At 46.8% G+C, this 14,011-nt stretch carries 10 protein-coding genes; 6 read left to right on the forward strand and 4 right to left on the reverse strand.

The window, feature by feature from the left end; translation table 11 throughout:
• Positions 1-64 precede the first annotated feature (64 nt).
• The 4 genes from AB4Z08_RS22495 to AB4Z08_RS22510 all read left to right on the forward strand — a co-directional run bounded on the left by AB4Z08_RS22495 (position 65) and on the right by AB4Z08_RS22510 (position 8,620).
• Complete coding sequence (locus AB4Z08_RS22495; RefSeq protein WP_441576036.1) at positions 65-1,249, forward strand: FecR domain-containing protein; 1,185 nt, start codon at positions 65-67, stop codon at positions 1,247-1,249.
• A 248-nt stretch (positions 1,250-1,497) separates the two neighbouring features.
• Positions 1,498-4,821: a TonB-dependent receptor gene (locus AB4Z08_RS22500; RefSeq protein ID WP_441576037.1), complete on the forward strand. Its 3,324-nt coding sequence runs from the start codon at positions 1,498-1,500 to the stop codon at positions 4,819-4,821.
• Positions 4,822-4,839: 18 nt separating this feature from the next.
• Entirely contained in the window at positions 4,840-6,273 is a 1,434-nt protein-coding gene (locus tag AB4Z08_RS22505) for a RagB/SusD family nutrient uptake outer membrane protein (RefSeq protein ID WP_441576038.1), read from the forward strand.
• Between the two features lies 1 nt (position 6,274).
• Entirely contained in the window at positions 6,275-8,620 is a 2,346-nt protein-coding gene (locus AB4Z08_RS22510; protein WP_441576039.1) for a peptide-binding protein, read from the forward strand.
• Positions 8,621-8,700: 80 nt separating this feature from the next.
• Here the strand turns inward: AB4Z08_RS22510 and AB4Z08_RS22515 are convergent, their stop codons facing one another.
• Positions 8,701-9,534, reverse strand: a complete 834-nt coding sequence (locus AB4Z08_RS22515; RefSeq protein WP_441576040.1) for an alpha/beta fold hydrolase — start codon at positions 9,532-9,534, stop codon at positions 8,701-8,703.
• Positions 9,535-9,637: 103 nt separating this feature from the next.
• On the opposite strand from AB4Z08_RS22515, the gene AB4Z08_RS22520 reads away from it, so the two are divergent.
• Positions 9,638-10,234, forward strand: coding sequence for a TetR/AcrR family transcriptional regulator (locus AB4Z08_RS22520; protein WP_441576041.1), 597 nt, complete (start codon positions 9,638-9,640; stop codon positions 10,232-10,234).
• Positions 10,235-10,240: 6 nt separating this feature from the next.
• Here the strand turns inward: AB4Z08_RS22520 and AB4Z08_RS22525 are convergent, their stop codons facing one another.
• Positions 10,241-10,801 carry a dihydrofolate reductase family protein gene (locus AB4Z08_RS22525; RefSeq protein ID WP_441576042.1) on the reverse strand — a complete coding sequence of 187 codons (561 nt, stop codon included), beginning with the start codon at positions 10,799-10,801 and terminating at the stop codon, positions 10,241-10,243.
• A gap of 103 nt (positions 10,802-10,904) precedes the next feature.
• On the opposite strand from AB4Z08_RS22525, the gene AB4Z08_RS22530 reads away from it, so the two are divergent.
• Positions 10,905-11,486 (forward strand): PhnA domain-containing protein, encoded by a 582-nt coding sequence (locus AB4Z08_RS22530; protein WP_441576043.1) that lies wholly within the window; start codon positions 10,905-10,907, stop codon positions 11,484-11,486.
• Between the two features lie 108 nt (positions 11,487-11,594).
• Here AB4Z08_RS22530 and AB4Z08_RS22535 read toward each other — a convergent pair whose 3' ends face one another.
• Positions 11,595-12,809 carry a glycosyltransferase family 87 protein gene (locus AB4Z08_RS22535; protein ID WP_441576044.1) on the reverse strand — a complete coding sequence of 405 codons (1,215 nt, stop codon included), beginning with the start codon at positions 12,807-12,809 and terminating at the stop codon, positions 11,595-11,597.
• A 207-nt stretch (positions 12,810-13,016) separates the two neighbouring features.
• Entirely contained in the window at positions 13,017-14,003 is a 987-nt protein-coding gene (locus tag AB4Z08_RS22540) for a transglutaminase family protein (protein WP_441576045.1), read from the reverse strand.
• Positions 14,004-14,011: the final 8 nt, after the last annotated feature.

Genomic DNA, 14,011 nt, shown 5'->3' on the forward strand with positions numbered 1-14,011 from the left:
TTTTTTTTGAAACTGCATAGGTATTTTTTCCTGCCCGGCTCACTTATATAGTATAACGGGCATTATGCAGGATTTACAACAAGCCATAGAAAATTACCTGGCAGGCAAGGCTAGTCAGGAAGAGCAGCAGTTAGTCAACAACTGGTACTATTCCTTTAATGATGAAAGAATAGATATTCCGGCTAATGACCGTGCGCTGCGCGAAAAAATCCGTGACCGCATTCAACAGCGCCTGCAACAAACATTGCAGGAAAGCATGTCGCCTTCCGGACGCGCTACTTCTTTCTACATCAAAAGAATAGCCGCGGCCATCCTGTTACTGATCGGTTTGGCCGGTACCACCTGGCTTTTTCTCTTCTCCCGAAAACATACTACACCAGATAAAATGGTCGCAGGCACTCCTCATCCCGGCGGCATTGTACCTGGCGGCAACAGGGCGGTGCTGATGCTGGCTAACGGTGATAGTATCCTGCTGGACAGCGCGGGCAATGGCATGCTCAGTCAGCAGGGAGGCACCCGCATCATCAAACTGAACAACGGTATGCTGGCCTATAAAGCCACTAATACCCCCGGAGAAGCGGTAGCCTATAATACCATCCGTACACCCCGTGGTGGCCAATACCAGGTGACCCTGCCCGATGGCACCGAAGTATGGCTCAACGCGGCTTCGGCCTTGCGATTTCCTACCGTTTTTACCGGCAGTAGCCGAGAAGTAAGTCTTAATGGCGAAGGATATTTTGAAGTGAAACCATTCATCGATAACAAAGGACAGAAAATACCTTTCATCGTAAAAGTCCTTTCCGGCAAAGACGAGATGAAAGTAAAAGTATTAGGCACCAAATTTAATATCATGGCTTATGAAGATGAAGCCACCGTAAGCACCGCCCTGCTGGAAGGTTCCGTAGCGGCCACCAGTATCCGGGACAGTGTGATGATCAAACCTGGTCAACGCGCCAGCATGGCCCATGGACAAACCACCTTTAAAATGGGTACGGCCGACTTTAAAGAAATATTAGCCTGGAAAAATGGAGAATTCCGCTTCCGCGAAGCAGGCATCAAAGACATTATGCGGCAGTTGTGCCGCTGGTATGATGTAGAAGTGGAATACCGCGAGGCCGCTGATAATGTAAAATTGTCCGGTATCATTCCCAAAACAGAAGACATCTCCCTGCTGCTGGATGCGCTGCAGGCCACCGGGAAAGTACATTTCGAAGTCAACAACCGGAAAATTATCGTACAACCATTATAGGATTGCTTTACCCTTACCACTTAAAATATCAACCACATATGAAAACATAATCTTTTACCTGGCCGCCACATAAAAAAACCGGAAGTGCTTGCAACACTCCCGGCGAAATATCTGGACCGCCAGTTTCACAGCCACGCATTGACTAACTGAAATTTAGCACATCCAAACAATACAAAAATATGGAACCACACTCCATTATCAAAATTCCGCTGTCCGCCAATAGGCGACCCAGACAAATATTCCTGGTTATGAAACTGACTGCAAGTCTTCTTTTATTAACGCTGCTACAGGTAAGTGCCAAAACATTCTCCCAGTCGGTGACCCTGAAAGGGCACCAGCTGCCGGTGGAACAAATTTTTGACCGCATTAAAGACCAGACGGGATATGCTTTTGTGTATGATGCCGCCCTGGTAAAAAAAGCGCACCCTGTAGAGCTGGATATTAAAAATATGCCGCTGGCAGATGCCCTGCACCTGATTGTCAGAGATCAACCCTTTACCTGCGAAATCAGGCATAAGATCATTGTGGTGAAAGAAAACAGCACTCCTAAACTGTTGACTGTCAGCTCCGTCATCGCCCAAACGATCAGCGGTAAAGTGGTGGACGAAAAAGGGAACCCGGTGGAAAATGCCACCGTGACGCTGCTGCCCGGCGCCAAAGGTGCGCTCTCCGATGCTAAAGGCGCCTTCACCATTACCGGCGTAGCTCCCGGCAGCTACACCCTGCGCGTGAGCTTTATTGGCTTTACTACCTATGAACAGAAGATAACCATCGACAAAGATCTCAGCAGCCTGCAGATTATTTTAAAGGCATCTTCCAGCTCATTAAATGATATCGTGATCGTTGGGTATGGGGCCGCTAAAAAGTCGGACATAACCGGCGCTATTTCTTCTGTTACATCAGACGAAATTACCCAGGTGAATGCGGTATCGAATGTATCCCAGGCATTACAGGGCCATGTAGCAGGCGTACAGGTAAACCAGGCCTCCGGACAACCGGGCGAGTTTATGCGTATCAAAGTACGCGGTACTACCTCTATCGGCGCCAGCAGCAACCCCTTATATGTGGTAGACGGTTTACCGCTCGATGGCCTCACCTCCCAGCTGAACCCCGATGATATAGAAAGACTGGAAGTGCTGAAAGATGCTTCTGCTACCGCTATCTACGGTTCGCGCGGCGCCAACGGCGTTATCCTCATCACCACCAAAAGAGGTAAAACCGGTAAAGCCAGGGTATCGTACAACGGCTATTACGGCGTACAACAGCTCCGTAAAAAAATGGACCTGATCAATGCCCATGATTTTGCGACACTGCAAAATGAAGTGGCACAAAACGATGGCACCCCGCTACCATGGACGGCCGCACAAATCGACTCTCTCAGCAGCAAAGGAACCGACTGGCAAAACCTGGTATACCGCAAAGCTCCCGTACAGGATCATAATATCTCTATATCCGGTGGCAACGAAACCACGAAATACTTTACTTCCTTTGGCTACTTCAAACAGGATGGTATCATCGAAAACTCTTCTTTCAGAAGATTTTCGTTCAGAACAAACCTGGACCAGGTAATCAACGATCATTTTAACGTTACCTCCAACTTATCTCTTCAGCAGTCTAAGTACGTGCAGGCACAGTACCAGGGTGCAGAAGGTGGCGGCGGCGTACCCTGGACCACCATGGTGATCCCGGCTACCCAACCGGTATATAATGCAGATGGATCCTACACCCGCTTTACAGGCGTACCCTGGGGAGAAACCAATCCTGTAGGTATCTCCAAAGAATTATACCAGCCTTCCAACGCTACCCGCATCATCGGCAACGTGGCACTCAATTATAAAATTATTCCGGGTCTCTTGCTGAAACTTTCTGCAGGCATCGATAAGAATGATGTCAAAGAAGATTATTACGCGCCTGGTACCATCACTATCGGCCGCGGTACCGATAAAGATGGTAACCCGATTTCCGGTGTGGCCAGAAGGAACTATGCCAACAACCTGACCTTTATCAATGAAAATACACTGAGCTATAACAAAACTTTTGGTCATCATACCATCGATGCAGTAGGTGGTATCACGTACCAGCAAACCAGCACTGATGGATTACAGAGCGGCAACGCTACCGGTTTTATTTCCGATCTCTATAAAAACAATAATTTAGGCGCGGCCGTAGTGCCCGCACAGCCTTCTACCAGCTACAGCGATTATAAACTCGTTTCTTACCTGGGCAGGATCAACTATAATTACAAGGGTAAATACTATGCTACCGTTACCGGCAGGTATGATGGCTCTTCCAAATTTGGTAAAGACAATAAGTTCGCATTCTTTCCTTCCGCCGCTATCAGTTGGAATGTGTCACAGGAAGACTTCCTGAAAAACAGTCCGGATGTTACCAACCTGAAACTGCGCCTCAGTTATGGCGCCGCTGGTAATCAGGCCATCAACCCGTATCAGACCCTGGCTTCCATGAGTGCCGCCACGGTGGTATTTAATAACACGCAATACAATGGCTTTACACCATCTTCATTGCAGAACGCAGGCCTGAAATGGGAAACCACCCGGCAGTTTGATGCAGGATTCGATCTTGGTCTGTTTAAAGACCGCGTGATGATCACCGCAGATTATTACAACAAACGTACCAGCGACCTGCTGTTATCGGTGAACCTGCCTTCCTCCAGTGGCTACAATGATGTAATACAAAATGTAGGCGTCATAGAAAACAAAGGCTTTGAATTCCAGGTTAACACACAAAACCTGACAGGTGCCTTCAAATGGGGATCAGACATCACCTTTACCAGCAACCGCACTAAAGTACTGGACCTTGGTAAAGACGCACAGGGCAAGGAAATTACCTATAAGGAAATTGGCGCCGGCGGTAACTGGTTTCCTACCATCGTAGGACAATCCATGATGCAGTTATATGGCTACACTGTTACCGGCGTATACCAAACGGATAAGGAAGCCGTCGACAACGGCGAACCAGCCAAACATGCCGGTGATTATAAATTTAAGAACTGGGACGGAAAAGGTACCGTCAACGATGCGGATGATCGTACCGTGATCTCTCACCTGGAACCGAAGTTTACGTTTGGCTTCAACAATAATTTTTCCTACAAAAACTTCGACCTGTCTATCCTGTTTGTAGGCTCCTACGGTAATGATATCGTGAATGAATTCCGCAAGTACAATGTTACCATGAACGGAAAATGGACGCCTACACAAGCCGCCTTTGACAACAGGTGGAGAGGAGAAGGTACCAGCAATACCATCGATAAGCCTTCTGCCAGCAGCGGCAACTCCATTCGTGATTATGCCAACACGTTATGGGTGGAAGATGGTTCTTACCTGCGCGTACGCGATATTACCCTGGGGTATACTTTCAATGCAAAGCAATTGTCTTTCGCGAAACTATCTGCTATCCGCGTGTATGTAAGTGCACAAAACTGGTTAACACTGACCAACTACTCCGGTTATGATCCGGAAGTATCCTGGGCTGTTCCTACAGTGAATGGATGGGACAGGGGAAACTATCCTTCTACCAAATCTATTACGGTAGGTGCTAAAGTTAATTTTTAACATTGTAAATGTTGAGAGATGAAAAACTGCTTGTTATTACTTGTCTGCATATGCCCGGCTATCTTCCTGTTGCCGGCCTGTTCCAAATTACTGGAAGAAAGTCCGCGTTCTTCTATCAGCCCGGATACTTATTTTAAAAATCCGGAAAGCTATGAGTCCGCCGTGATCGGTGTGTACGACGGGCTGCCGCTGAACATCACAGAGCTGAATGAAATGTTTTCCGACATCTACGGTACACCGCAACCGGGAGAACAGGTATTGCCTATTTATCAGAATCAGCCTTCCGCTAACTTCTATACTTCCCGTGATGCGTGGGGAATACCTTTTAAGATGATCAAGAATGCCAATTTTATACTGGAGAAATTACCGCTGGCACCATTGGCAGATGCAAAGAAAGCACAGCTGACAGCAGAAGCGAGGTTCCTGAGAGGCTACGCTTTTTTCTACCTGGTGCAGATGTTCGGTGATGTGCCGATGCCATTAAAAGCTGCCAGCAACTACCAGGACGTACAGCTGCCGCGTACACCACAGGCGGAGGTATACGCACAGGTACTCAATGACCTGACGTATGCAGAAACCAATTTGCCGGAAGCGGCTCCTCAGCAGGGCAGGGTATATAAGCTGGTGGCAACAGCTGTGCTGGCAAAAGTATATCTTACAATGGCCGGCAACCCGCTGAATAAAACAGAAAATTATGTAAAAGCAAGAGATAAAGCACTGGCGGTAATTGCTTCCAATAAGTTTACCTTAAAAGATAACTACGCAGACGTGTTCCATCATGTAGCTTACACCAGTGAATCTATCTGGGAAAAGCAATACATCCCCGGTCGCCTGGGTAATCCTATGCAGGGGCAAACCTGTCCGGCGCCTGGTTATGTGCCTATCCTGTTACCAGCTACCTGGTTTATCAACAGCTTTGCTGCCGGCGATCAGCGCAAAGCCTGGGGGATCAAAACAAATTACCCCTTACCGGCAGGAGGTACGTTGCCCTCATTTTTTGCGAAGTTTGTAGATCTGACCACCATTGATCAGAACATCGGACCTTCTACTGCTTTGGTACCTTATTCTTTTCCGATATTGCGACTGGCAGAAATGTACCTGATTGCAGCGGAAGCAGAGAATGAAGCGAATGGTCCGGCGTTGGCCTACCAATATGTGAACAAGATCCGGTGGCGCGCAAGGATAGACAAAAGCAGCACCACAGCAGTGCCGGATCTGAAAAACCTGAGCAAGGATCAGTTTCGTGATGCGGTGCTGATGGAACGTAAATGGGAATTGTCGAACGAAGGAACGGCATGGTTTGACCTGAAACGTACCAATACTTTCCAGCGCATACAAACGGTACGTGGTGCATCGCTGAGCGTACCTATTGGCGTGTATAACCAAACATGGCTGATACCAACACAGGAAATTACCAATAATAATATTAAACAGAATCCGCAGTATCAATAGTATGAAACAGATCTTCTTCTTTTGTTGTATCATGTTCACCGTTCAACTGGCCGGTGCGCAAACCGTTTTGCATGTCTATGGAAATGGCAATGACCGCCAGGCCGGCACCGCGGCAAAGCCTTTGAAAACAGTTAACCGGGCAGTAGAACTGGCCATGAAACGAAAAGGAGAACAGGTAAAGGTGTTGCTGCATGGCGGCACCTATTACCTGGAAAAGGAAATCAGCCTGCAGGCCGTTGACATGGCCTGCAGCAGTCTTGAGATCAGTGCCTATCAGCAGGAGAAAGTCTTCATCAGTGCAGGCAGGTTATTATCGCTGCAATGGAAGCCCTGGAAAAATGGTATTTATGTGGCATCAGTGCCCGCAGGTGTTACCTTTGAACGCCTGTATGTAAATGGTCGTTTGCAGGTGCTGGCGCGTTATCCCAATTATGATTCCACCGCAAAAGTATTTCACGGCACTGCCAAAGATGCCCTGGACCATGCCCGTAAATGGCAGCATCCGGAAAATGGTTATGTGCATGCACTGCATGCATCCGACTGGGGCGGTTTTCATTACCGCATCATTGGTAAAAAAGATACCACCCTCACCCTGGAAGGTGGCTGGCAAAATAACCGCCCCAATGGCATGCATCCGGAATATCGTTTTGTGGAAAATAACCTCGAAGACCTGGATGTTGCCGGTGAATGGTACCTGGATAATAATGCCCGTCAATTGTATTATTACCCTTCGGGAGATGTGCAACTGTCGCAGGCCCGCGTAGAAGCAGCGCGTTTGAAAAACAGCATCGTGTTGCGCGGATCTGCTGCTGCTCCGGTAAAAAATGTGACCCTGCGTGGACTGCATTTCCTACACAATGAACGCACGTTTATGGATACCAGGGAGCCGCTGCTGCGCAGTGACTGGACCATCTATCGTGGTGGCGTGGTATTGTTTGATGGTACGGAAAACTGCCACATCACCGATTGCGAGTTTAGTGAAGTAGGTGGTAATGCCATTATGCTGAGCAACTACAATTACCATGATACAATTAGTGGTTGTTATATTCATCACCTGGGCGCCAGCGCAGTTTGTTTTGTGGGAGATGTGAAAGCAGTGCGGTCGCCAAATTTCAGGTATGAAGACTTCACACCTTATGCGCAGCTGGATAAAACACCCGGCCCGGCCAGCAATAATTATCCGAGGGAATGTATAGTCACCAACAGTCTCATTCATCACGCCGGCGAAATAGAAAAGCAGGCTACCGGTGTGGAGATAGAAATATCTTCTGCCATCACGGTGAGTCATAACAGCATCTATAATACCCCACGTGCGGGCATCAATATTGGTGATGGTTGTTTTGGCGGTCACCTGCTGGCATACAACGATGTATTTAATACGGTGATGGAAACCGGTGATCATGGCGCCTTCAATTCGTGGGGTCGTGACCGTTACTGGGCACCTGACCGCGCCTATATGGACAGTCTCACCGCGGTACACCCGGAATTGATTCTGCTGGATGCACAGCAGATCACCACTATCCGGAACAACCGTTTCCGTTGTGATCACGGCTGGGATATAGACCTGGACGATGGTTCCTCCAATTATCATATTTACAATAACGTATGCCTGAATGGTGGACTAAAACTGAGAGAAGGATTTCACCGGGTAGTAGAGAATAATATTATGGTCAACAACTCTTTTCATCCGCATGTTTGGTTTAAACAAAGCGGTGATGTGTTTACACATAATATTGTGACCCGGAAATATTTCCCGATCCAGATCAGTGACTGGGGCAAACAGGTAGACTATAACCTGTTCCCGGATGCAGCCTCTTTACAGGAAGCGCAACACAATGGTACTGATGCGCATAGTATAGCAGGCGATCCGCAGTTTATCGATGCAGCCCGGGGCAATTACCGCGTAGCGGATAACTCACCGGCTTTGCGTATTGGTTTTCATAATATCGCGATGGATAGTTTTGGTGTGATGCAGCCTGCTCTGCGGAAAATAGCACAGCAACCGGAAATACCGGTATTCTTAAATCCGAGCAGCGGTGCCGCGGCTGGTGCGGAAGGGCTCGTGTTGCTTGGTGGAAAAGTAAAATCAATTGTGGGACTAGGGGAGCGGTCTGCTTATGGCCTGGCAGATGAATCCGGCGCGCTGGTGCTTAGCACCGGTGAAAACAGTTTGTTGTCATCTTCCGGAATAAAAGTTAAAGATGTTATCATTACCGCAGACGGGAAAAAGGTAAAAACGGCCAACGACCTGTTGGATATTGTAAAAGCCGCTGCCTGGAAAGATAAAATTCCGGTGATGGTGATGCGTAATCAGCAGCCCCGGGAAATAATACTTCGGCTGAAATAAATGAATAGCAGTACCAGCGTTCAGCTATCTGCATAAAAAACGTGATACCATTGGGGTGGTATCACGTTTTTTTATTGTTGTCAGGCAAGAAACCGGATGATTTCTCCGGCGATGGTTTCCGGTGCTTCTTTATTTTCCGGTGACAGATGGCTAAGACCTGGAAGTGTCTGGCACTGTGTGTTAGCGATAGTATTGGCCAATAGCTGATTGGTAGTATGTACAAATCCGGGGCTCTTCTCTCCGGCAATTAATAATATGTTGCTGTTAATCTCCTGGTAACGGGAATAGGTACCGCTTAGCTTTTTAATTTCTTTATGCTCATTCAGGTTGGTCACCAGCAATTCATCTATTCCCTGCCAGTGATCGCCTCTTATCATCATACGAAGTATGAAGCCGGCGAACCATTTGGGCATCTTGCTCAGCGGTGTATGGCCGGCACCCTGTACAAAGCTGGTGAAGGCTTGTCTGGGCTTTCCTTTTTTCAGGGCTTGTTCATAGGTGTTGATCCATTCCCAGGTAGTGGGGCCATCCTGAACAGAAACGCCGGGTTCGTACAAAACGATGCCCTTGAAGTCTGGGTACCTGGTGGCCGTTTCCAGGGTCACCAGTCCGCCAAAGCTATGGCCAAATATATAAGAGGCGCCGGTAGCATCCTGAAGGGCTTTTACATCCTCACATTCTTTGCCCATGCTGTAGGAACCGCCTTGTGCGCCGCTGGCACCGCGTCCGCGGCGGTCTATGATATATACCGTAAAAGTTTTGGCCAGCATAGTGGCGATCCTGGTGTAATCGGCTGATGTGCAGAGTGTGCCAGGTACAATAATGAGACCCGGGCCGTTGCCGCCTTGCTGATAACTAATGGTGGTGCCGTCTGCGGACTGAATGCTGGAATATGTAAATAGGTTCGTAGTCATCGTAATTGTTTTATAATTGAATAATGTTTCAATGATAAAACAAAAGTGATTTTATTTTTCGAATAAAAAAAATTATTATTGAAAAATATTTCAATAATAAAAGATGCCAAAGCAAAAGGAGCAATTTGAAGAAATGAGACAGCTGACCATCGCCCGGTTAAAAAAATCCGGGCTGGAGCTTTTTTCCAGGAAAGGCCTGGCAGCCACCAATATCAAAGAGATTGCGGGGCATACGGGGATCAGCCTGGGGTTAATGTATCATTACTTTTCGTCCAAAGAAGAACTGTACCTGCTGCTGGCTAATGAGGCCATGGATAAATCCCAGGCACTATTTGACCAGCTGCAGGCACAGGATATCTCTGTAAAAGAAAGGATCACACAGTTTCTTGCCGCATTTATGCAGGGGGTGCATAAAGAATCCGGCATTTATTATTTTATCCTGATATCGCAGCTATTTGAAACGGGCAATAAAACGGAAGACCGTAAGCTGATGAGCCGAAAGATGCAATCCATCAGGAACCTTGCTGCCATTGTAAGTGAAGGACAACAAACCGGTGAATGTGTACCGGGAGATCCGTTTGATCTGGCGGTCACCTTTATTTCAGCCACCCAGGGTTTAGCCGGTTTTAAGCTGATGTTCAAAGATAAATTTCACATGCCGGATGCGGCGGTACTCACCCGTATATTGCTGAAAGAATGATGACGGCTACCGTCGTGGCTGGTATTGCAACAATACCGTTCCGCTTTTGAATGTTCTGGCCTGGATCAGCTCCAGGTCCAGCTGTGTGGTTAGTCCTTTGAAAATAGAGCTGCCACTGCCCAGTGCCACCGGGTCTATCATAAACTCATATGCATCAAATAAACCCGCAGCAGCAAACTGGGTGAGGATGCTGCCACTGCCCAGCAGGGTCATATCATGTCCGGAAGTTTGTTTCATTTTCCGGACTGCGTCCACGATATCATTTTTTATCAGCCGCGTATTTTTCCAGGCAGCTTTATCCATGGTCCGGGAAAAGACGATCTTATCTGCGTTATTCATGCCGGCAGCCAGTTCCGGGGTATGCGCTGATGCCATAGGCGTAGGCCAGTAACCAGCCATATGCTCATAGGTGATACGTCCAAATAACAAGGTATTGCCGGATTGGAGCATATCGGTGGCAAAATTACTTTCTTCTTCGCCGTGCCGGTGCCAGCTGAGGTCTCCTTTGGCGGGTCCTTCAAAATAACCATCCAGGGTCATGAAGTTGAATACTGTTAACTTTTTCATGAAATTAGCTTTAGTTACTATTATAACAAATGAACCGGCGGGAATAGGACCGCAATCCCAAAAACATTACCTTCGTGCACATTTTTTTACAATAAGGGATATTATGAAGCTGAACGAACTATTACTGCAAAGGAGTGACAATAAGTGTGAGCTATGCCAGGCCACTGATACATTGAATGTTTATGAAGTGCCTCCCCAATCTTCCAGCGATCAGGATAATTGTATCATGATCTGTGAACAATGTCAATCACAGATTGAAAGGAAAGCGGAACTGAATAGTGAGCACTGGCGCTTTTTATCCGATTCTATGTGGAGTGAAATACCGGGTGTGCAAATCGTTTCCTGGCGCATGCTCAACCGCTTAAAGCATGAAAGCTGGGCGATGGACAACCTCGATATGATATACCTGAATGATGAAGCACTGGCCTGGGCAAAAGCTACCGGCGATCATGATAATGATGCCGCTGTAGAACTGCACCGGGATTGTAATAGTGCCGTATTGCAAAATGGTGATTCCGTAGTGCTGATCAAATCCCTCGATGTAAAAGGTTCTACCCTGAATGCAAAAATGGGTACTGTGGTAAAGAATATTCGTTTAGTAGAGGATAACACCGAACAAATTGAAGGTAAAATAGAAGGACAACTGATCGTTATTCTTACGAAGTATGTAAGAAAACAAAGCTAAATAAAATTACGAATTAGGAATTACGAATTACGGATTTGTGAGTAGATAGCAAACGCCTGCATCTACCTACAAATCCGTAATTCGTAATTCCTAATTCGTAATTCCTCTCTAAGCCGCCTTAAGATGCTCTTCCACTAGCACCACTTTGCTTGCTTCTGCTACAAAGAATGGTTCCAGTACAATTTTCATCCATACAATGGAACAAAAGACTGCTTTTACAGCATAAGGCTCCACATATGTTCTGGCAATCCAGTACGGCGTAATCAGATCGGTAGAAGAGAATGAGGTAAATATCAGCGTAAGCACTGCCAGCGTGGTATTTAACCGGGTAGGTGGTTGTGTGAAATACCAGATAGCTACCCCGGTCAACGCAATAATATAGGTGGGCGACTCGCCTTTGTGATTAAAAATAACTACCCATATCAGTACAGACGCCAGCATACTCAAATTAAACTTCGTTTCCCTGCTGTATAATATTTTTATAAATGGCAGGATAAAGATGGCTGCTGCAGTGAGCATGAATGCCTGTTTGGAAATGTCCATATTAAACCAGGTATGCCACCAGCCCATCACAGATACCCCATAAGAAGCAGAGTAGTCATTGGCCAGCAAATATGCCCAGCTCTTGTAAAGGAAGGTCAGTTGCTCCGGGGAAATGACCAGCAAAGGCATCACGGCAAGCACCAGCGTCCAGAAAGCCGTGTATAAAGCTGCTTTCCAGCGTTGCGGATACAGCAGGAACAACGACAAGGCCACGATGCCAAATATTTTGATATAAATGGTGATCACCAGCAATAAAGCGGCCAGCCAAATTTTCCTGTTCTCCATGCAATGCCATGCGAGGATGAAAAAGCCGGTGATCAGCACGTTGATTTGTGAACTGGTCAGCGCAATCATCATCTCTATGGCGAGGAACAACAACAGCACAGATTGTTGTTCTTTTTTCACGGGCAGCTTCCTGATGGCAATCAGAAATACCACCACGTTCATAATGTTCCAGCAAATCAGCGCCGGCACATCCGGCATCCATGCAAAGGCACTCATCCACATGGCGAAAGTAGGACTGTATTTATACAGATCATAATACTCAGCCGGATATAATACATAGAGGTCCTGATTGTGTATCAGGTGCGACCAGGCATCTTTAAAGATCAGGAAGTTATTGTAACGGGTCCATTTCTCCATATCCTGAGAAGAATACCAGGAGTGAAATGATATGCCAACGGCCATCAATAAGAACAATGTATACAGATACTTCGGAGGAATGCTGCCAACTGCGCGACAGATAGCATCCCAGCGGCCTTTCATGGCTATGCGTTGCATGTTACTCTTTTAAAGTTGTGACAGTTTCAGTTGTAGTTGCAATACTTCGTATTAGGTTGTTGAGCGCAAAACTATATAATTTTTTCTTTATTTGTGAATTATGAAATTGTTTTAAGAAATTAATAGCAAATCGCGGCAGGGCACGCCAGTTGCCCATTTTGCCTTTGGTCGACAGGATTTCCCGGTTCAACCGGGAAATCCGTGTATTCATTGCTGTTGTTGCTGCTGTTGTTGCATAATATCTTCCAGATGCCGCTGATAACTATTTTTTTGAGGTTGATGTGATACCGGAATTGGTTTCGCTGCCTGTTTGAGTGGTGTAAGATTGTCGGCCTCAAAATGATCATCCTCTGCATAACCAACAGATACCGTCACTTCCAGCGTATGTCCGGAGCCGCCACTGTACACGCCTTTTACCGGGGAGCAATCGCTGAAATTTCTACCTACTGCCAGTCGTACGTGATTTTCATTGGCAATGCAGTTATTGGTAGGATCAATACCGAGCCAGCCATATTCAGGAATATATACCTCTGCCCATGCATGGGTGGCACCTTCTCCCCGCATTCCGTTTTTATTCGGACAAATATATCCGCTTACATACCGTGCCGGAATTTTTATAAACCGCAGCATGGCAGTGAGCACATGCGCAAAATCCTGGCATACACCTGCTTTCAGCTCCAGGATTTCTTCCAGCGTACTATCTACAGTAGTAACGCCCTTGATATATTCAAAATGAGTATACACGTAATCACAGCATCTCACCGCTGTTTGGTAAGGTGTATCGTTTGTTTGTTTTAATTCGAGAGAAGTATCCCGCAGCAGTGCTGCATGATCAAACATTTCCTGCTTGAGGTAATCGATGTAGGCCACATCGTATTGGATGTCATCCAGGAGCTGCCACTGTGTAGCAGGCGGAAGCTCATCTTTGGGCAATGGCCTGGCGGTGGTTTCCACGCAACTTCCTGAAAAAATTTTTAATTCATGATGTGGTTCATGCTGCGTAAAAATACCCACCTCATTGCCATAATAGTCTTTAAATACTTCCAGTTCCGGATGGTGAGAGATGTTGAGCTCGTGACGGATTACCTTCTGGTACTCATCTTTAATGGGATACAGGACAATCTGGTTGGCACTGTCGCGCACCGGTGCTTCATAGGTGTAATGTGTGAGGTGTTTTATTTTAAAAACGGGCATATACGATA

The sequence above is a fragment of the Chitinophaga sp. RAB17 genome (genome assembly GCF_052114225.1).
Taxonomy (GTDB): Bacteria; Bacteroidota; Bacteroidia; order Chitinophagales; family Chitinophagaceae; genus Chitinophaga.